The 18,908-nt window shown below is 65.7% G+C and carries 15 protein-coding genes; 7 read left to right on the top strand and 8 right to left on the bottom strand.

Annotation, left to right across the window (positions count from 1 at the left end):
• The first annotated feature begins 336 nt into the window (after nucleotides 1–336).
• The 4 genes from FAS41_RS18650 to FAS41_RS18635 all read left to right on the top strand — a co-directional run bounded on the left by FAS41_RS18650 (nucleotide 337) and on the right by FAS41_RS18635 (nucleotide 5,146).
• Nucleotides 337–2,334, top strand: coding sequence for a TonB-dependent receptor family protein (locus FAS41_RS18650; RefSeq protein WP_138524953.1), 1,998 nt, complete (start codon nucleotides 337–339; stop codon nucleotides 2,332–2,334).
• A gap of 287 nt (nucleotides 2,335–2,621) precedes the next feature.
• A complete protein-coding gene (locus FAS41_RS18645) occupies nucleotides 2,622–3,245 on the top strand; it encodes a hypothetical protein (RefSeq protein WP_138524851.1) in 624 nt (207 codons plus the stop codon).
• Nucleotides 3,246–3,403: 158 nt separating this feature from the next.
• Entirely contained in the window at nucleotides 3,404–4,789 is a 1,386-nt protein-coding gene (locus FAS41_RS18640; protein ID WP_138524849.1) for an NAD(P)/FAD-dependent oxidoreductase, read from the top strand.
• 12 nt (nucleotides 4,790–4,801) lie between these two features.
• Entirely contained in the window at nucleotides 4,802–5,146 is a 345-nt protein-coding gene (locus FAS41_RS18635; protein WP_138524847.1) for a cupin domain-containing protein, read from the top strand.
• Here the strand turns inward: FAS41_RS18635 and FAS41_RS18630 are convergent.
• On the bottom strand, nucleotides 5,136–6,611 hold the full coding sequence (locus FAS41_RS18630) for a PucR family transcriptional regulator (protein WP_138524845.1): 1,476 nt from the start codon (nucleotides 6,609–6,611) through the stop codon (nucleotides 5,136–5,138). The two genes, FAS41_RS18635 and FAS41_RS18630, sit on opposite strands and share 11 nt — an antisense overlap.
• 253 nt (nucleotides 6,612–6,864) lie before the next feature.
• Here FAS41_RS18630 and FAS41_RS18625 point away from each other — a divergent pair, with 253 nt between their 5' ends.
• A complete protein-coding gene (locus tag FAS41_RS18625) occupies nucleotides 6,865–7,905 on the top strand; it encodes an ABC transporter substrate-binding protein (RefSeq protein ID WP_138524843.1) in 1,041 nt (346 codons plus the stop codon).
• A gap of 345 nt (nucleotides 7,906–8,250) precedes the next feature.
• Here FAS41_RS18625 and FAS41_RS18620 read toward each other — a convergent pair whose 3' ends face one another.
• Complete coding sequence (locus tag FAS41_RS18620) at nucleotides 8,251–9,612, bottom strand: MFS transporter (RefSeq protein WP_138524841.1); 1,362 nt, start codon at nucleotides 9,610–9,612, stop codon at nucleotides 8,251–8,253.
• 570 nt (nucleotides 9,613–10,182) lie between these two features.
• On the opposite strand from FAS41_RS18620, the gene FAS41_RS18615 reads away from it, so the two are divergent.
• Nucleotides 10,183–10,941 carry a YkgJ family cysteine cluster protein gene (locus FAS41_RS18615; protein ID WP_171049511.1) on the top strand — a complete coding sequence of 253 codons (759 nt, stop codon included), beginning with the start codon at nucleotides 10,183–10,185 and terminating at the stop codon, nucleotides 10,939–10,941.
• A gap of 90 nt (nucleotides 10,942–11,031) precedes the next feature.
• Here FAS41_RS18615 and FAS41_RS18610 read toward each other — a convergent pair whose 3' ends face one another.
• The 6 genes from FAS41_RS18610 to FAS41_RS18585 all read right to left on the bottom strand — a co-directional run bounded on the left by FAS41_RS18610 (nucleotide 11,032) and on the right by FAS41_RS18585 (nucleotide 17,982).
• Nucleotides 11,032–11,814, bottom strand: coding sequence for a class I SAM-dependent methyltransferase (locus FAS41_RS18610; RefSeq protein ID WP_138524837.1), 783 nt, complete (start codon nucleotides 11,812–11,814; stop codon nucleotides 11,032–11,034).
• A gap of 10 nt (nucleotides 11,815–11,824) precedes the next feature.
• Nucleotides 11,825–13,360 (bottom strand): MDR family MFS transporter, encoded by a 1,536-nt coding sequence (locus FAS41_RS18605; RefSeq protein ID WP_138524835.1) that lies wholly within the window; start codon nucleotides 13,358–13,360, stop codon nucleotides 11,825–11,827.
• Nucleotides 13,350–14,510 (bottom strand): HlyD family secretion protein, encoded by a 1,161-nt coding sequence (locus tag FAS41_RS18600; RefSeq protein WP_138524833.1) that lies wholly within the window; start codon nucleotides 14,508–14,510, stop codon nucleotides 13,350–13,352. The genes FAS41_RS18605 and FAS41_RS18600 overlap by 11 nt, the downstream gene beginning before the upstream one ends.
• Nucleotides 14,507–15,994 carry an efflux transporter outer membrane subunit gene (locus tag FAS41_RS18595; protein ID WP_138524831.1) on the bottom strand — a complete coding sequence of 496 codons (1,488 nt, stop codon included), beginning with the start codon at nucleotides 15,992–15,994 and terminating at the stop codon, nucleotides 14,507–14,509. The genes FAS41_RS18600 and FAS41_RS18595 overlap by 4 nt, the downstream gene beginning before the upstream one ends.
• 101 nt (nucleotides 15,995–16,095) lie before the next feature.
• The gene (locus FAS41_RS18590; protein ID WP_171049510.1) at nucleotides 16,096–16,842 is read right to left on the bottom strand and encodes an AraC family transcriptional regulator; all 747 of its coding nucleotides are present in this window, start codon (nucleotides 16,840–16,842) and stop codon (nucleotides 16,096–16,098) included.
• A gap of 186 nt (nucleotides 16,843–17,028) precedes the next feature.
• The gene (locus FAS41_RS18585; RefSeq protein ID WP_138524829.1) at nucleotides 17,029–17,982 is read right to left on the bottom strand and encodes an AraC family transcriptional regulator; all 954 of its coding nucleotides are present in this window, start codon (nucleotides 17,980–17,982) and stop codon (nucleotides 17,029–17,031) included.
• Nucleotides 17,983–18,074: 92 nt separating this feature from the next.
• Here FAS41_RS18585 and FAS41_RS18580 point away from each other — a divergent pair, with 92 nt between their 5' ends.
• Nucleotides 18,075–18,908 (top strand): oxidoreductase, encoded by an 834-nt coding sequence (locus FAS41_RS18580; protein ID WP_138524827.1) that lies wholly within the window; start codon nucleotides 18,075–18,077, stop codon nucleotides 18,906–18,908.

Below are 18,908 nucleotides of genomic sequence, written 5' to 3'. Positions count from 1 at the left end.
AAGGTTCTCGCTGTGGAATTCGTCGATTATACGCTTAGCATGCTAATTAACTAGATAGTACAATCGTCGAAGAGGCAAAAGCAGATGAATGAAATAGCCTTTTGCACGCTCGATCACTCGCAACATCCCGACCCACGAAAGCCCTGTGCAGCGGCTGCCGAGACTGGCAGCATCGCCGTTCGGTCCTACAGAAGAATCCTAGTCGCCGTGCCTGCTACCCGCTCTGTCGTACCCACCCAACTCAAACTGCTGCCGTTGTTGATCTGCGGCGTCGCCCACGGCCAACTGGCCCGCGCACAAACAACGGAAGCGGACAGTGAAGCGCTGCTCGCGCCCATGGTGGTGACGGGCGCCTATGCGCCGGTGTCGAGCTTCGACCTGCCGTTCTCCATCGACACCGTGCAGCAACCGCAGCTCAGTGATGGCCAGCTCGGCGTCAATGCTTCCGAAGTGCTGCAGCGGGTGCCCGGGCTGGTGGTGCAGAACCGCCAGAACTACGCCCAGGACCTGCAGATTTCCTCCCGTGGCTACGGCGCGCGCTCTGCCTTCGGCATTCGCGGGCTGAAGCTGCTCAGCGACGGCATCCCCGCCAGCACGCCGGATGGCCAGGGCCAGGCGGCGACGCTGAACCTCGACGTCGCCGACCGCATCGAAGTGTTGCGCGGCCCGACCTCGACGCTCTACGGCAGCAACAGTGGCGGGGTGATCCAGATGTTCTCCCGCGACGGCTACGGCCCGCCCAAGGTCGGTGCGGAAACCACCTTCGGCAGCGACGGCTTCAACAAGAACCACCTCTATGCCGAAGGCGGCACCGACCAGGCCGGTTTCCTCCTCGATGCCTCGCGCATGGACACCGACGGCTACCGCGACCACAGCGCTGCGCGCCGCGACCAGACCTTCGCCAAGCTCAACTTCAAGCCCGACGAAGACAGTCGCCTGGCGCTGATCTACAGCAGCCTGGAGCAGAACGGCACCCAAGACCCGCTGGGCCAGACCTGGGATGCGTACAAGCACGACCCGCGCTCCGTGGCCTCCGTTGCCGAGACCTACAACACGCGCAAAAGCATCGATCACCAGCAATTGGGCATGAACTACGAGCGCTACTTCGGCGAGGCGACCCTGCAGTTCAACCTCTACGCCGGCCAGCGCAGCGTGGTGCAGTACCTGTCGATCCCCAGGACGGTGGCCTCCAACTCCCAGCGCGGCGGTGGCGTGGTGGACTTCGACCGTGAGTTCCACGGCGGCACCCTGCGCTGGATTCAGCCGGTGCACGGGGTGCCGGGTGAGCTTACCGTCACCACCGGGGTGGACTACGACCGTAGCGAGGATGACCGCAAGGGCTTCCAGAACTTCAGCGGCGACCAGCTCGGTGTGAAGGGCGAGATGCGGCGCAACGAGAACGACATCGCCACCAGCCTCGACCCGTATGTGCAGGCGCGCTGGGAGCTGGGCAACTGGACTTTCGACGCCGGTCTGCGGCACAGCAGCATGAAGATGGAAGTCGACGACCACTACCTGAGCAATGGCGACTCCAGCGGCTCGAAGAAATACCAGCAGAACAACCCGTCGCTCTCGGTGATGTATGCCTTCACCCCCGAACTGCACGGCTACGTCAGCGCCGGCAAGGGCTTCGAGACCCCGACCCAGGCCGAAATGGCCTACGCGCCGGGCCTGGCCGAGAGCTTCAACTTCGGCCTCGACCCGGCCACCAGCACCCAGTACGAGATCGGCCTGAAGGCCAAGGTCGCCGGCAATACGCGAATCAACGCGGCGATCTTCGAAATCCGTACCGATGACGAGATCGTCGTCGCCAGTTCCAGCGGCGGCCGCACCAGTTACCAGAACGCCGGCAAGACCCTGCGCCGAGGCTTCGAATTGGGCATGCAGAGCGACCTCTCCGAACACTGGCAGGCCAACCTCGCCTATACCCGCCTGGACGCCACCTACGACGAAGACTTCGTCGAGAGTGGCAGCACCATCGAGAAGGGCAACCACCTGCCCGGCGTGCCCGGCAGCAGCCTGTTCGGCGAGCTGGTGTGGAAGCCGCAGGACGGCATCAGCATGGGCTTCGAAGGCCAGTACCGCAGCAAGGTCTATGTCGAGGACAGCAACGAGGACAAGCCGGCTCCCAGCTACGCGGTGTTCAACTGGCGTACCCGCTTCGAGCAGCACGTCGGGCCCTGGACCTTCCACCAGTTGGTGCGCCTGGACAACCTGCTGGACCGCCAGTACGTCGGTTCGGTGATCGTCGGCGACAGCAATGGACGCTACTACGAAGCGGCGCCGGGGCGCTCGTGGTATGCGGGGGCGGGGCTGGAGTATCGCTTCGACTGAGAGTCCTGACCGAGGTTTCGCGTAGGGCGCATAACGCGCCAGCGTTATCCGCCGCAAGCCGGTCGGCGGATAACCTGTTCCAGGTTATGCGCCCTACGGTCCTGATCGAGCGGTGGGGTACGGTTCGCGAGCAAGCTCGCTCCTACAGGTTGGACTGCTGCTCTTCGTAGGAGCGAGCTTGCTCGCGAACCTGCATCCCTCCATGCCCGATCATCGTCTGCGGCGAGCCATGTCCCGTCAGAATCCTCTATCCTCGCGTCCTTTGCATTTCGTGAGACGGGTTTGTGATGGGCAGATGGGCAATGGGCGCACTGTTGATGTGCGTGGCGGGCATGGCGTCGGCGGCTGATCCGCTGTTCGGCAAGTACAACTACGGCGCGGCGCAGAAAGGCTTCGGCAAGCCGCAGGGCTTCGTCGAATGCCTGCAGCCCATGGGCGTCACCGCGCGCTGCAAGGATGGCGTGGACTACGCAGGCACGCGCTTCCGCCTGGCGCTGACCTTCGACAAGCAGAAACTGGTCGAGGCGGTGCTGTACAGCGAATACAACGATGCCGCCTACCGGCGCGTACTGCAGGAAGTGGCCAAGCGCTTCATGCTGGTGGCTATCGCCGACGACAAGAACGTGGTCGATGTCCTGGCGCACACCCTGAACCCGAATCGCACCGAGGCCGACGCCAAGGCCATCGGCGACTTCGAGACCCACGCGCTGCGTAGTGGGATGATCAGCTACCGCCTCTACGAACAGCTCGACAAATACATCAAGCCGGGCCTCGACGCCCGCCAGGTGCTGGCCACGGTGCCGGCGAGCATTCGTGTGGCCGAGGTCACGGTCAAGCACGGCAAGTCGGAGAACTGGCTGATCGTGAAGTTCGCCAAGCCGGGCCTGGCGCCGAAGAAGCCCAAGGCCTGACCGTAGAAGCGGTAACCGTCCCTACACGGGGCCTACAAGAGCTCCAGGCTTCATATCTTCGTATGAGGCCTTCCCCCGGATTGCATGGAACGGACGATTGTTCGCCGCTGGCCTGACGCAGGACAGTGGCGCACTACCGTTCAACCTGGAATCCGAACATGAAACGTTCCCTGTGGCTGGAGGAAATCGCCTCCGAGCTGACTCCGCTGCCTGCGCTGGAAGGCCCGCTCGACGTCGACGTGGCTATCGTCGGCGGCGGCTTCGTCGGCCTATGGACCGCGTTGCGCCTGCTGGAGCTCAAGCCTGACTGCCGTATCGCCATCATCGAACGCGACATCTGCGGCGGCGGTGCCTCGGGGCGCAATGGCGGCTTCGTCATGTCCTGGTGGCCGAAGATCAGCTCGCTGGCCGCGCAGTGCGGCAAGGACGAGGCGCTGCGCCTGGCTCGCGCTTCGGCGGCGGCCATTGGTGAGATCGAGGAGTTCTGCAAGGCCCACGACATCGACGCGCACTTCCGCCGCGCCGGCTGGCTGTGGACTGCCACCACCGAGGCACAACGCGGCGCCTGGAAAGGTGTGCAGCAGACTTGCGAGCGCCTTGGCGAACCGGTGTTCCAGTCTCTTTCCAACCGCGAGGTGGCGAACCGTGCCGGCTCCGCGAAACACCTCGAAGGCGTGCTCGAAGCCAGCAACGCCACCGTGCAGCCAGCCCGCCTGGTGCGCGGTCTGCGCCGTGTGGCGCTGGAGAAGGGCGTGCGCATCTTCGAGAACACCCCGATGCTCAGTCTGGATCGCGGCCAGCCGGCGGTGATCCGTACTCCTGGCGGAGAACTGCGCGCACCGAAGGTGGTGATGGCGACCAACGCCTGGGCGGCGGCGATTCCCGAGCTGCGCCGCACCATCCTGCCGGTGACCAGCACCGTGGTGGCCACCGCGCCGATCCCCGAGCGCCTGGAACAGATCGGCTGGACCGGCGGCGAAGCCATCACCGACTCGCAGTTGATGGTCGACTACTACCGCACCACCCAGGACGGCCGCATTGCCTTCGGCAAGGGCACCGGGATGATCAGCTTCGCCAGCCGAATCGACGAGAGCTACGACCACAACCCGCAGCTCAGCGACGACACCGAGCAGGACCTGCGCCGAACCTATCCGCAACTGGACGACGTGCCGGTGACCCACAGCTGGTCAGGCCCGATCGACCGTACCTACGACAGCCTGCCGGTGTTCGGCCATCTGAACAGCGCGCCGCACATCGTCTACGGCATCGGCTGGAGCGGCAACGGCGTCGGCCCGAGTCGCCTGGGTGGGCGCATCCTCGCCAGCCTGGCGCTGGGGATCGATGACGAATGGAGCCGCTGCGGCCTGGTTGGCCGCCAGCCCAAGCGCTTCCCGCTCGAACCGGTGCGCTATGTCGGCGGCCTGATGGTACGCGGCGCGGTGCAGCGCAAGGAACAGGCCGAGGCGCAGAACCGCAAAGGCGGCTGGCTCGACCGTACCCTGGCCGGCTTCGCCCCGGCGGGACTCGAAGACAAGGACCTCTAGGAGAAAAGCCCCATGCCCCAACCGATTCTGCTTACCGGCACCGCCGGACTCGAACTGCCGGCGCCTCAACCTGTGAAGGAGCCCCTGGGCTCGCCGGTATCCAGCACCGCGACCCATGCCGAGGAAGGTGAGGGCGGCCTGCTCACTGGCGTCTGGGAATGCACGCCCGGCCGCTGGCGGCGCCAGGTGCTATCACGGGAGTTCAGCCACTTCATCAGCGGCCACTGCCTGTTCATCCCGGACGACGGCGAGCCAATCGAACTGCGCGCCGGTGACGCCGTGCTGTTCCCGGCCAACTGTCAGGGCACCTGGGACATCCGCGAGACGGTGCGCAAGAGCTTCGTGATCATTCCCTGAGACCCGCGATATCCGCCGAGCGCAGCGCGATCCAGAGGACGGCCACGTCCTCGGTGGAGTCCAGCGAGCGCTCGGTGATTTCCTCGATGCGGCGGATGCGATAGACCAGCGTCTGCTTGTGCACGTTGAGCCGTTGCGCGGCCTTCTGCCAGGAACGGTTCTGCTCGAGGAAGACGCGCAGGGTGTGCTGCAACTGGCCACCCTGTTGCGCGTCGTAGTCGGCCAGTGCACCGAGCACCCGACGATGCACGCGCCGTGCCTCCTCCAGGCTTGAAGGCAACCAGGACTGCTCGCCCTGGGCATCGGCATAGGCCACCAAAGGCCGCTGGCGGTTGGCGTGGGCCAGCGCCAGCCGCGCCTCGCGCAATGCTTCCACCGCCCGCAGTGCATGGCCCAGTGGATTGCTGTGGCCAAGGGTGCAGTCCAGCTCGGCCTGCAGGGTTTCGGCCTGTGTCGGATCGTTCAGCAGCAGGATCAGCTCGTTGCCCTGGTGGCGCACCAACAGGCCCATTCCGAGTCGCTGAAGGCGCTGCTGCCAGTGTTTCGGCAACTCGTCGGCGGCGCGTGCCAGCACCAGGCAGGCCGCATCCACCGGGCAATTCAGCTGCGCCAGCCGTTCCTGCGCGGCGCGTTCGGTGAGGCGCTGCTGCAGCAGGTCATCGAGCAGTTCCGAGCCCAGGCGCAGCATGCGCTCGTGCTCGACCTGGGCGCGCTCCAGCTCGATACCCAGCACCGCCACGATGTGATGCAGCAGGCCGTAGTCGAGCAGTTCGCCGCCCGTGGCGAGGATTTCGCAGGTGGTCAGCGACGGTAGCGGCATCACCAGCGCTTCCTGCTCGCCATTGCTGCAGCGGGTCACGGTGTCCGGTACCGAACGGCGCTGGGCGAGGGTTGCCCGCCAGCTGTCCGGCAGCGGCGACAGGCCTTCCTGCCAGGGTTGCAGGGTTGCGGAGTCGAACAGGAACAGCTGCGCGCGTACATCGCTGCACAGCCGTCGCAAAAGCCCGGCGAGGCCGAGCCCGCGCAAGCCGATGCGAGCACTTTCATAGATACGCGTCACGGCACTGCGGCGCTCGTGTTCCTCCTGCTTGCTGGCGTCGACGATGGCGCGGGTCACAGCGGAGAAGGGCACCGCGTAGTCGGTCATCAGCAGCGGAAAACCCAGTTGGCAGGCTTCGTCCTGCAAGGCCTGGATATCCGCCGGGGCCTGCATGTTCTCGCCGATCATCAGACCTGAGATGCGTGCCCCGGCCAGGCGTTGCAGGTAGTCGCGCTGCGCCTGTGCCTGCACGGGTATGCCGATGCCGGTAGTCATCAGGAGGTCGCCTTCGCCCAGCCATTCGGTCGGGTCCGCCAGCTCGCACACGTGCGCCCAGCGCAGGCGCCGGCCGACGCCCTCGCTGCCGCCAAGCAGGCGGGTGCGCAGGGAGGCGTTGTCGAGGATGTCCTGGATATGGAAAGGCATGGCAGGTCCGCAGCGAAGTAGAACGGGGGCAAGCATGCCATCAGCGCAACGCCTTGTCGCGCCTGGCCTGTGCGGGTCCTGCTGGCTTCGTACCGGGATACGAGCGAGGCCTTCCGAATTGTAGTTCCGTCTGATTGTGGACCCTGCCGGCGAGCCCCAAGACTAGCTGGCAGTGCGCCATGCGAGCCCTTGGAGGCCCCGGATGGCGCCGCCTGCTGCGAGGCAGGCCGACTACTCACCGGAGACCATAACAATGAACAAGATCCTGAGTTATTCCATCGCTTGCGCCCTGGGTTGCGCGGCGACTTTCCCTGCTTTCGCCGACCTCACCGTGGTGTCCCACGGTGGCGCCAACAAGGTCGCCCAGGTCAAGGCCTTCTACGAACCCTACATGCAGCAGAGCGGCAGCCGCCTGATCGCCGACGAGTTCAACGGCGAGATGGCCAAGGTCAAGGTGCAGGTCGACACCGGCAGCGTGTCCTGGGACGTGGTGGAGATGGAGATGCCGGAACTGGCGCGGGCCTGCGACGAGGGCCTGCTGCAGGAAATCGGCGAGCAGCCGGGCATTGCCAAGCTCGCCCCGGAGTTGCTGGATGGCGCGGTACAGCCGTGTGGCGTGGGGTTCTTCGTCTGGTCCACGGTGCTGGCCTACAACGCCGACAAGCTCAAGAGCGCGCCCACCGGCTGGGCGGATTTCTGGGACACGCAGAAATTCCCCGGCAAGCGCGGCCTGCGCAAGGGGGCGATGTACACCCTGGAGTTCGCGCTGATGGCCGATGGCGTGGCGCCGAAGGATGTCTATTCCGTACTCGGGACCAAGGAAGGCCAGGACCGTGCGTTCAAGAAACTTGACCAGATCAAACCGAGCATCCAGTGGTGGGAGGCCGGCGCACAGCCGCCGCAGTACCTGGCTTCCGGCGACGTGGTGATGAGTTCCGCCTACAACGGCCGGATCGCCGCCGTACAGGACGAAAGCCAGCTGCGCGTGGTGTGGAATGGCGGCATCTACGACATGGACGCCTTCGCCATTCCCAAGGGCGCGAAGAACACCGAAGAAGGTCTGCGCTTCATCCAGTACGTGCTGCAGACCGAGCAACAGAAGAACTACGCGCAGCAGATCGCCTACGGCCCGGTGAACCGCGCCGCCGTCCCGCTGGTCGATGCGGCCCGCCGCAGCAACATGCCCACCGATGAGGCCAACCTGGCCGGCCAGGTGGCGATGAACGCAGCCTTCTGGGCCGACCACGGCGAGCAGCTGGAGCAGCGCTTCAACGCCTGGGCCGCCAAGCAGTAACCTTCACAGTGTGCGGCGTCGCCGCACTTTCAGGCCGCCTTCGGGCGGCCTTTTTTGTGGGCGGATGGGCGGGGTTCGCAGGGGAGGGCTGCTTCGGTGCCCGACCTTTGCCGGTTGCATCTGGATGTCACGTGCCCTCGATGTTCGCGAGCAAGCTCGCTCCTACAAAGAGCCTGGGTGCGCCGTGCGTTGCAACTGGTAAGAACGAGCTTGCTCGCGAACCCGTGCATCGGCACGGAGGGAGGATGGGCGGATAGGCGCCGCATCGATGGAAACGTCGATGCATCGCCCACAAAAAAGCCCATCAGGGAGGCCGATGGGCTTCGGGTTACGCTTGGGAACGGATCAGGTCGCCAGGCTCAGCGATGCCGATTGCTGCAGCGAACGGCCCTTGGTTTCCGGCGCCCAGGCCAGGCAGATGAAGAACGCCAGCAGGGTAATGGCCGCACCGATCAGCAGGGTCGCCTGCAGGCCGATGGATTCTATGCCGATGGGCATCAGGTAAGTGCCGGTCGCCGCGCCGATACGGCTGAAACCGACCGCTACGCCAACAGCGGTGGCGCGCACCGAGGTGGGGAACAGCTCGTTGGGATAGATCCACTCCAGGATGCTCGGGCCGCCCGAAACGAAGGCATAGAAGGCGAAGGCACCGACGATGAACCAGGCCGGAGCATCCGCCCACAGGCCCAGGGCCAGCAGCGGCAGCGCCATCAGCGCGAAGGGCACCACCACCATGGGGCGGCGGCCCCAGGTTTCCACCAGTTTCAGTGCCGGGACCACGCCGATGGCGAAGAGAATGGCGATCATCAGCTCGCCCAGGGTCGAGGAGTTCTCGCCTTTGATGCCGGCGGTGAGCAGGATCATGCTGCCGAAGGTGTAGAGCACGTATTGCGGGGTGATCTGCGCGAAGTAGAGCATGCCGCACATGATGGTGCGCTTGAGGTAGCCGCCCGAGGAAATCATCTTCAGGTCGCTTTTCCACGAACGATGACGGCCACCGTCGTTCAGCTCGGCGACGTCGGCTGGGGTGATCACCACGTCCTTGTCGTAGACCAGCTTGATGACTTTCTGCGCTTCCTCGATGCGCCCCTTGCTGGCCAGCCAGCGCGGCGATTCCGGGATGCCACGGCGGATCAGCACGACGATGATGCCCACCACCGCACCGCTGAACAGCATCCAGCGCCACAGCGAGTGGTCACCGGTCCAGGAGACCATCAGGTAGCCAACGATGAAGGCGGTCATGGCGCCGCAGGACCACGCCAGGCCCGACACGCCGATCATGAAACCACGACGTTTGGACGGCGTGAATTCGGTCAGCAGCGAGGTGGCGATGGGATAGTCCGCACCGACCGCCAGGCCGATGACGAAGCGCAGCACGATCAGTTGCCAGGCCTCGGTGACGAAAGCGGAGAGGCCGCAGGCGATCACCAGCACGGTGAGGTCCAGGGCGTACATGGTTTCCCGGCCGATGCGGTCGGTAATGGCGCCGAACACCGTCGCGCCGAAGAAGATGCCCAGCAGCGAGGCGGCGCCAATCAGCCCGGTTTCCACTGAGGTGGCGGCGATGTCCTGGCCGAAGCCGATCAGCGCGATGCCGATCAGGCTGAGGATGTAGCCGTCGAGGAAGGGGCCGCCGCAGCAGGCCAGCAGCAGTTTCCGGTGAAATTTCGAGACCGGGGAATGTTCAATGACATCAAACACGCTCATGGGTACAACCTTTGTTGAATTTATAAGTGGCCAGGCAGCGCGCTTGCGCGCTTCGTGGCGGCGATGACCGTCTGGTGGGAGGCAGGAGCCCGGGTCGATCGCTCTGGCAGCGACGGGTGGAGAGGGTGCAGGGGGCTTGGCGGGCGGACAATTCACCCAAGGTAAGAAGCGCGTCGTAGAGGCCTGTACGATCGTATGAGCCCGCATCGGCGTGGCTCCGTGGCGCGCTGCGCCCTTATGGATGCGGAGTGCAGAACGGGTTTCACGAGATTTTCGTGCCATCCCTGCTATCGCCAGCTCGCTCGCCCAGAGGATCGGGCAAGAATCGCGCTGAATCGCACTACTGCCCTGGAAGCAACCGCCTGGAGAATGGCCGGACTCAAGGCGCGTGAGGCCAGACCCTGTCCGGGCGCGCGTGCCCACGCCGTTACGCCAGGACTCCTCGACTCATGCCCCATCGGCAACCTTTGCCCACCATTACAGGCCCGCATCTATCTGGCGGCGGGCCGGCCCTGTTCGCTCCCGTCGACAAGTTCCGGGGAGCACCGACACGCCTGCGGGAGCATGACCTTGGATAGACAGCACCCGGTTCGTTTCGGTTGTGTCGGCTGTGGCGCGTGCTGTCGCGGGCGCTACGTTCCACTGACCCTGGCGGAGTCCCAAGCCTGGCTGCGTCGTGGCGATGAAGTCGCGATCCTTCTGGAGGCCTTCCTCACGGACGATGTCTTGGCACACGACGCCCACCATGACCACTACAGCCGGCGGGCCAGCGAAGTCCCCTGCGGCACTGCCCGACTGAACCTGATTCCGATCTTCGTCGGCGTGGCCCAGCCGCAATGCCCGAACCTGGATGCCAACGACCGCTGCACGATCCACACGGAGCGGCCACTGGTCTGCCGCATCTATCCAATGGAGATCAATCCCTTCATCGCGATCGATCCGGCCAACAAGGAGTGCCCGCCGGAGTCATGGAGCAGTGCGGCAACCGAAGTGTTGATTGCGAGCGACGCCAGGGTGGACCCGGCATTGGCGCAGCTGATCGAGGAGTCCCGAGCAGCGGATCGGCGCGACGCTGCGGAGAAAGTGGCGATCTGTCAGCAACTGGGATACACGGTGACTGCCTACAAGGGCAATGGCCTGGCCTTGTACAGACCGGAACGGGAGCGGCTCTTCGACGCTGTTTCCAGGCGCGGGGCGGCACCGCTGGAGGGGCACAGATGGACGGTCGAGGCTCACGGCGCCAGCGTGCTGGCAGTCTTGCAGCAACAGGGTGTGCAGTTGATCGACACGGTGAACAGCGAGCACCTTTTTCTGCCATTGGGGGGCTGACCACTGAGCCCCCGGGCGCGGCATGGAAATCCTCGGGACGCCGCTCCTGCTTGGCTGGCCGCAGAGGCTGGGCCATTACCCGGCGATGCCTCAGGGCTTCTCCGCCCAGGTCGCCAGGAAGGTCGGGACAAAACGGTCCACCACGAAGCGCGGGTTGGGCTGTTCGTCCTCGAGGAATCCCCGGAGGACGAACCCCGCTTCCAGTTGCCCGCCGATCTGCTCGGCCAGGCTATGACCAAACACCAGCGCTTCGCCCCGCTGCTGCCTGTCGTTCAGGGCTTGCGCCGACAAGTCGCGCAGATCGGAGTAGGGCAGTCTGTAGCGCGGGCGGATCAGCCCCTGCTCGGCCAGCGCCGGGTCACGATCGCCGATGAACACCACCGGGTTGTAGAAGCTGCTGAGCAGCCGGCCACCGTTGCGCAAGGTGCGGAAGCACTCGCGCCAGATCGGTCGGATATCCGGCACATAAAGGTTGGAAATCGGGTGGAAGATGCAGTCGAACGCGCCGTCGACAAAGGCTGACAGGTCGCGCATGTCGCCCAGTCGGGTTTCCAGTTGCAGACCGTCGCGCTCGGCCACCTCCCGATCCCGCGCCAGTTGCTCGGGGCTGGCGTCCAGCACCGTTACCAGCGCGCCGGCTGCCGCCAGAACCGGCGCCTGCTGCCCGCCTCCGGAGGCCAGGCAGAGGATGCGCTGGCCGCTGACATCGCCCAGCCAGGCCGGCGGCAGTGGGGACGGCGTGAGATGCACCTGCCAGTCGCCACGCCGCGCCGCCGCCGTGATCTGCGGCCCGACCGGCTGGCTCCATGGCCCCTGCTGGCGGGCCTGGCGGTCCCAGGCGTCCTGATTGTGCTTGAAGATATCGATGGGCATGCAGACTCCTCTAGGAACTCTTGTGGCCGCGCAGGGCAAGCGCGGCCATCGCGCACGCCAGCAGGGCGATGAAGGACAGATAGAACGCATCACCATAGGCCATGAGGAACGCTTCGTGGCGGATGTGTGCGCCCAGGCGGGCAAGGGTTTCGGCCTGTGCCGGCAGCCATTCGTTAAGGCCGAAGGCGCTATCGGGATCACCTGGCAGGCGCTCCTGCAAAGCGGGCGAGAAAAGCGTTACCTGCTCGCCGATGCGTTCCGAGTGGAAGCGTTCGCGCTGCGAGACGATCTGCGTCAGCGCTGCCGTGCCGACCGCGCCACCGAGGTTGCGCAGCATGGAGAACAGCGCCGAGGCCGAGCCGGCTTCCTGCCTGGACAGCCCGGAGACGGCCAGTACCGACAGCGCCACCATGATGAAGGGCTGGCCGATGCCACGTACCACCGTCGAAGGAATGATCACGTTGGCCGCGCTGTCGGCGTTCAGGTGCGCGCCGAGGTAGCAACCCAGCGCCATGATGGCGAAACCGCTGGCGACCATCAGCTTGGGGTTCAGCCAGCGCATCAGGCGCGGCATCAGCGGTGCCAGAAGCAACTGCACGAGCCCATACGCAATCAGGCTGACGCCGATCTCCCGGGCGTTATAGCCATGCAGTTGGGACAGGTAGTTGGGTACCAGAAATACCAGGCCGAAGGTCGCCGCGCCGAAGATGAACATCGCCGCACTGGCCACACCGAAGTTGTAGCCGGCCAGCAGGCGCAGGTTGATGAACGAGCGCCGGCCGAACAGTTGCGTGTAGATGAACAGCAGCAGGGCGATCACGCCGATGGCCAGCATCGCGGTGATGAACTCGGAGCCGAACCAGTCCTTGCGGCCGCCTTCCTCCAGCACGATCTGGATCGCCCCCAGGCCGATGACCATGCTGGCAATACCCAGCCAGTCGCCGTTGCGCAGTTTCTGCAGTTGCATCGATTTCGGCTCGATCGACCAGGCCACGGCGGCGAGCAGCAACACACCGGGGATCAGCTGCAGGTAGAAAATCCAGCGCCAGCTGTAGGCGTCGGTGAGCCAGCCGCCGATGGACGGCCCGGCGGCCTGGGCGACGCTGTTGGACAGGCTGAACAGCGCCATGCCCATGGCGACACGCGAGGCCGGCAGCTCGGTGATGATCAGCTGGAACGACAGCGGGATCAGCACGGCGCCGGCCGCGCCCTGGATCACGCGGATGGCGATCAGCGTGGCGAGGTTCGGTGCAAACGAACAGGCCACCGAGGCCGCGAGGAAGATCGCCGAGCCGACCAGCATCACCCGGCGCAGGGAGAACACCTCCACCAGCCAGGCGGTCAGGGGGATCATCACAATCTCGGCGACCAGGTAGGCCGTGGAGATCCAAGAGCCTTCCTCGAAGCTGGCGCTCAGCGAGCCCTGGATTTCCGGCAAGGCGGCACTGGTGACGTGGACGTTCATGCCCGCCATGAAGCAGCCGAACAGCCCGCCGATCACCGCCACCCAGGCCTTGAGCGAGGTCTTCTCGCTGTCACTGGCCATCGGGCTGCGCCTCCGCGCTGTCACGGGTGTCCACTTCGGCGATCACCGACATGCCGGGCAGGATCGGCACCTGTTGGCGGGCGCCGGCATCCAGGGTGATCTTCACCGGGAAGCGCTGGACGATCTTGGTGAAGTTGCCGGTGGCGTTGTCCGGTGGCAGCAGGGCGAAGATCGCCCCGGAACCGGGCGAGAAACTCTCGACGCGGCCGTGCAACACCCTGTCGGGGAAACTGTCCACGCGCACCTCCACCGGCTGGCCGGGGCGCATGCGGCGCAGTTGGGTTTCCTTGTAGTTGGCCACCACGTAGGACTGGTCCACCGGGACCAGGGCCAGCAGCGGCAAGCCAGGCGTCACGTACTGGCGCTGGCGCACACGGCGCTGGCCGACCACGCCGGCTATGGGCGCGCGGACCAGCGTGTCCTCCAGTTCGCTTTCTGCCAGGGCCAGGCTGGCGTCTGCCCCGACGGCGCGAGCCTGTTGCTGTTGCAACTGGGCGACGGCCTGATCGCGGCTGGCCTGCAGCACGCTCAGGCGGGTGCGTTGCCGGCTGGCCGCGGCTTCGGCACGGTTGAAGGCTGAACGCGCGCGGGCGAAGTCGGCGGTGACGCTCTCGAGGCGTTGGTCGCTCGCGGCATGCTGGGCCACCAGGTCGCGGTAGCGCTGGAAGTCCAGTTGCGCGCGCTGGCGTTCGGCACGGGCACTGTCGATATCGGCGCCGGCCTGGTCGATCAGCGCCTTTTGCTCCTTCAACTGCGCATCCAGCGTCACCAGCGCGGCCTGCTGCGTAGCGATGGCGGCGCGAGCCTCGGTCTGCCGGGCCCGTGCCTGCTGCACGCGGGCCTGGTAGTCGCGCTCCTGGAGGCGTACCAGTGGGGTGCCGGCGGCGACGCGCTGATTGTCCTCCACCAGCACCTCGGCGACGTAACCGGACACCTTCGGGCTGATGGTGATCCAGTCGGCGCGCACATAGGCGTCGTCGGTTTCCTCCTGGTAGCGGCCAATGTCGGCCCAGTAAAGGCCATAGCCCAGCGCGACGGCGGCGAGGACGCCGCCGCCCAGCCAGGTCAGGCGGCCTTGGCGGCGCTTGCGGTCGATCTGTGCCTTCTGTTCGGCGGCGTTGGCTTGCGGGTCATCGACGGCAATATTCATCGTGCGGGTTCCGTAGCAGAGAGGATGCTCCTGACAGGTACGCTGGCTGGCGAGTCCTGCCAACCGCCGCCGAGGGCATGGAAAAGTTCGATCTGGCGCTCGACCAGTTGCCGGTCGGCCTCGGCTTTGTCCGCTTCGAGGCGGACCATGGCGCGCTCGCTGTCGAGCACGTCGAGGAAGTCCAGGGCGCCGGCCTGGTAGTTCACCCGGGCCAGGCGGTAGGCGTTGCGGCTGCTGTCGAGCGCTCCGACCAGCGCGTCGCGGTGGCCGGCTTCGCCGCCGTAGCGGGCCAGGCTCTGGCGAACCTCCTTGAGCGCCACCAGCGCCTGTTGCTGGAAACGGGCGAGTTGCTGGCGCTCGTGGGCCTGGGCGCCATTGAGGCGGGCGCGGGTGACCAGCAGGTTGGGAAAGCTCCAGCTGATCAGCGGGCCGATGGCATAGGTGATCGCTTCGTGGTCGCCGAGGTCGTGCAGGCGCTCGGCGGAGGAGCTGATCGACGCGCCAAAGGACACGCTCGGGTAGAAGTCTGCCTGGCGCATACCCACTTCATGCCCGGCGGCCGCCAGTGCGCGTTCGGCGGCACGGATGTCCGGGCGGCGTTGCAGCAGCGCCCAGCCATCGCCAACTGGCAGTGCCCGGCTCAGCCGAGGCACGTTCTGGCAGCCACTGACCGCAGCCGGCAGTTGCCCCGGCTCGCTGCCGGTGAGCACGCCAAGCTCTTCCAGGGCGGCCTGGTGTTCGGCCTCGAGGCGCGGCAGCAGGGCGCGGGTTTCCTCCAGCAGGCTGCGTACGCGATCCACCTCCAGATCGGTAACCAGCCCGGCACGGCGCTGGCGGACCGTGAGGTCGAGACTGCGCTCCACCGTTGACACCGAATGCTGCTGGATGGCCGACCGCGCGGCGTAGGCGCAGGCATTGGCGTAGGCGCGGGCGGTGCCGGCAGCGACATTGACCTGCAACTGGTCGTGGGCGGCTTGAGCGGTCTCCGCGTTGGCCTGGGCGGCCTGGATTGACTGGCGCACCTGGCCCCAGAGGTCGAGTTGGTAATCCAGCGCGAACCCCGGCACCTGGTTCCACTGCGAGCCGGCGCGGCTGCCGGTGGCCTTGGCTTCGGTCTGGTCATCACTGGTGCGGCCGTAGAAGGTCTGCCAGCTCGCTGTGGTGCTGGGCCAACGTTGTGCTCGCGCCTGGCCGAGCAGGGCCAGCAGTTCATCGACGTGGGCGAGGGAGGCTTGCAGGTCGTGGTTATGCCGCAGGGCCAGGGTTACCAACTGGTCGAGTTGCGGGTCCTGGTACAGACGCCACCAATCGCTGGGCGGGTCCTGCGCGGCGGTACCGCTGGCGAGCGCCTGCCAGTCACCGCCAGCAGGCGGATGGGTAGCAGGCGTCTGATGTTCGCTGACCGCCGAACAGCCGCCGAGCAGCAGGCCGGCGCAAGCCAGCGCGAGCAGCGAATGTCGCGGGTTGGAGGAGGGTATGGGCATGTCGGGGAGTCACTTGGGTTCGGACTCCCGCAGGTTAGGGGCTCAGTTGGTGCACCTCTCTCGCACGACCGACAACCAGCCTCGCGAAAATGACAAGCTGCTCAGCCGCGAACCGCCTGGTAGTGGCTGGGCGACTGCCCGAGGATGCGCTTGAAGGTTTGCGAGAAGGCGCTCGGGCTCTGGTAACCGTGCTCCAGCGCCACTTCCAGCACCGAGGCGCCGGCGATCAGGCGTTGCAGGCTGAGGACCATGCGCACACGGGTGCGCCAGTCGCCAAAGTTCATCCCCAGTTCGCGCTGGAACAGGCGGGCGAGGGTGCGGCTGCTCATGTTCAACTGCTGCGCCCAGTCCTCCATGCCGGTTTCGTCCCCCGGAGCGCTGATCACCGCGTTGCATAGCCGCAACAGGCGCGCGTCCCGTGGCATGGCGAGGTGAATGCCGACTGTTTGCGCCGCGTCCATCTCCACCAGCAGCAGTTCGTGCAGGCAACGGCGGCGCTGTTCATTGCCGTCACCCGGATGTATCGCGCTGGCGGCAACCAGCAGTTCCCGCATCAGGGGCGTCACTGCGATCAGCTGGCAGTGCTGGCCACCCCAGGGCCAGGTGGAGGCAGGCATGAACAGCGTGCGCATGCGCACGCTGCCGAACATGCGGATCTGGTGCTCGGTGCCCGGCGGCACCCACAGCGCGTGGCCGGCCGGAACCACCCAATTCTTCTGCGCCGCGCCTACCAGCATCACGCCTGAGATCGAATGGATCAGCTGCGCCTGGGCGTGGCAGTGCGGGAGGATTTCCTCGCCGTCCTGGTGGTCATAGGCGAGCGCCTCCAGGGACAGGGCGCAGGTCATGGCGCGAGGCCTTCGGGGCGGGTGGGCGAGTCGAACGGTTGCATGTGGGGCTCCTGGAGGAATCAGCATTCTAGGTGAAACCACCAGCCAGTTTCTGGCGTTAAGTTGCTGTAATTCATTATTGATGGCAATAAATAATCTTGAATTAGACAATTCTTGGAATTATCAAGAAGCTACCTGCCGGGTTCAGTGAGACGAGACGTAAACCGAGGCTTCCTGCGCTGGCGGAATCGCGAAGTTCTCCCGCATGCGCTGCGCCTCCGCCAGTGGCGTGCGGCCGAACAGACGCTTGAACTCCCGGTTGAACTGCGAGGCGCTGGCGTAGCCGACAGCCAGGCTCGCCGCCTGCGCCGTCATGCCTTGGCGCACGATCAGCAACCGCGCCTGGTGCAGCCGTGTGCACTTGAGGTACTGCATGGGCGAGGTACGGGTAATGGCCTTGAAGTGGCTGTGGAAGGACGGAACGCTCATGCCGGCCTCGCCGGCCAGTTGCGGCAGGTCGATGGACTGCGCGTAGCCCGTGTGGATGCGCTGCAGGGCCCTGGCGATGTTGCCGAAGCGGCCACGCATGGCCAGCGCCGCGCGCATGGTGTTGCCTTGGGTGCCGGTCAGTACGCGGAAGTACAGCTCGCGCAGCAGGGCCGGTGCGAGGACGGCCGCTTCCAGCGGGTCGCCCAGCGCTTCGAGGAAACGCAGCACCGATTGCGTCAGTGCCGGGTCCATCGGGCTGGAAAACAGGCTGCGTGGTGCGTCCTCGGTGCATGGCTTGCCTATCGCGTCGATCTGCAACATCAGCTCGGCAGCGAGCTGGAAGTCCAGGTGCAAGTAGATGGCCAGCAGCGGCCGCTCGGCAGTCGCATCGGTTTCCATGGTGAAGGGCACCGGCACCGCGACGGCCAGGTAGTGCTGTTCGTCGTAAACGTAGATTTCATCGCCGAAGTACCCGCGCTTGCAGCCCTGGCAGACGATCACGATGCCGGGATCGTAGAGCACCGGGGTGCGCGCCAGTGGTCGGTTCGAGCGGAGCAGTCGCACGCCCGGAAGCGCAGTGAGGTTGTAGCCCTCCTGAGGAGCCAGTGCGGCGAGCAGGGCGGCCATGCGCGCCTGGTCGGTCCGGGGAGCGTCGTCGTCTTTGCTCATAGAATCAGGCAATACAATCAGAGGTTGAGGTCTCTTGGAGGGAGTTGATGCTGAGTATTGTGCACTCAATTCCCCCGCAATGGAGTCATCCCATGTCCTCTCGAAAATCCCTGCTGATCACCGGCGCCAACAGTGGCTTCGGCTTGGCCCTGACCCATGAGGCGCTCGCCGCCGGACATCTTGTGATCGGCACGGTGCGAAATGAAGAGGCCCGCGCCGGACTTGAAGCGCTGGCGCCAGGGAAGGTCTTCGGGCGCCTGCTCGATGTGACCGACTTCGATGCCATCCCAGGTGTGGTTGCTGAAATCGAAGCGAGCATCGGCCCGCTGGATGTGCTGGTGAACAGTGCCGGCTACGGCCACGAAGGCATCCTCGAGGAGTCACCGCTGGAAGCGATGCGCCGGCAGTTCGAGGTGAACGTCTTCGGCGCCGTGGCGATGATTCAGGCCGTGCTGCCTGCCATGCGCAGTCGCCGCCGTGGGCACATTCTCAACATCACCTCGATGGGCGGTTATATCACCCTGCCGGGCATTGCCTATTACTGCGGCAGCAAGTTCGCCCTGGAGGGCATCAGCGACGCGCTGGGCAAGGAAGTCGAAGGCTTCGGTATTGCGGTGACGGCGGTGGCTCCAGGCTCCTTCCGCACCGATTGGGCCGGGCGCTCCATGGTTCGCAGCCCGCGTTCCATCGCCGATTACGACGCGCTGTTCGACCCGGTGCGCCAAGCGCGGCAGGAAAAGAGCGGCAAGCAGTTGGGCGACCCGGCGAAGGCCGCGCAGGCGATGCTGGCGGCCATCGAGGCGCCGGTGCCGCCACGGCACCTGCTGCTGGGCAGCGATGCGCTGGGCCTGGTACGGCAGAAACTATCCACACTGGAAGAGGAGATCAGCCACTGGGAAGCGCTCACCCGCTCCACCGACGGCTGA

The sequence above is a fragment of the Pseudomonas nicosulfuronedens genome (assembly GCF_005877905.1).
In the GTDB taxonomy this organism is placed as follows: domain Bacteria; phylum Pseudomonadota; class Gammaproteobacteria; order Pseudomonadales; family Pseudomonadaceae; genus Pseudomonas; species Pseudomonas nicosulfuronedens.
This window is presented reverse-complemented; position numbering and strand designations above follow the sequence as displayed.

Bases quoted from the DNA above. Each gene is read 5' to 3' on its own strand.
- FAS41_RS18605 (WP_138524835.1), bottom strand. From the start codon at position 13,360: ATGGCCAGTGACAGCGAGAAGACCTCGCTCAAGGCCTGGGTGGCGGTG.
- FAS41_RS18620 (WP_138524841.1), bottom strand. From the start codon at position 9,612: ATGAGCGTGTTTGATGTCATTGAACATTCCCCGGTCTCGAAATTTCAC.
- FAS41_RS18580 (WP_138524827.1), top strand. From the start codon at position 18,075: ATGTCCTCTCGAAAATCCCTGCTGATCACCGGCGCCAACAGTGGCTTC.
- FAS41_RS18625 (WP_138524843.1), top strand. From the start codon at position 6,865: ATGAACAAGATCCTGAGTTATTCCATCGCTTGCGCCCTGGGTTGCGCG.
- FAS41_RS18595 (WP_138524831.1), bottom strand. From the start codon at position 15,994: ATGCCCATACCCTCCTCCAACCCGCGACATTCGCTGCTCGCGCTGGCT.
- FAS41_RS18630 (WP_138524845.1), bottom strand. From the start codon at position 6,611: ATGCCTTTCCATATCCAGGACATCCTCGACAACGCCTCCCTGCGCACC.
- FAS41_RS18650 (WP_138524953.1), top strand. From the start codon at position 337: ATGGTGGTGACGGGCGCCTATGCGCCGGTGTCGAGCTTCGACCTGCCG.
- FAS41_RS18590 (WP_171049510.1), bottom strand. From the start codon at position 16,842: ATGACCTGCGCCCTGTCCCTGGAGGCGCTCGCCTATGACCACCAGGAC.
- FAS41_RS18640 (WP_138524849.1), top strand. From the start codon at position 3,404: ATGAAACGTTCCCTGTGGCTGGAGGAAATCGCCTCCGAGCTGACTCCG.
- FAS41_RS18610 (WP_138524837.1), bottom strand. From the start codon at position 11,814: ATGCCCATCGATATCTTCAAGCACAATCAGGACGCCTGGGACCGCCAG.
- FAS41_RS18645 (WP_138524851.1), top strand. From the start codon at position 2,622: ATGGGCAGATGGGCAATGGGCGCACTGTTGATGTGCGTGGCGGGCATG.
- FAS41_RS18600 (WP_138524833.1), bottom strand. From the start codon at position 14,510: ATGAATATTGCCGTCGATGACCCGCAAGCCAACGCCGCCGAACAGAAG.
- FAS41_RS18585 (WP_138524829.1), bottom strand. From the start codon at position 17,982: ATGAGCAAAGACGACGACGCTCCCCGGACCGACCAGGCGCGCATGGCC.
- FAS41_RS18635 (WP_138524847.1), top strand. From the start codon at position 4,802: ATGCCCCAACCGATTCTGCTTACCGGCACCGCCGGACTCGAACTGCCG.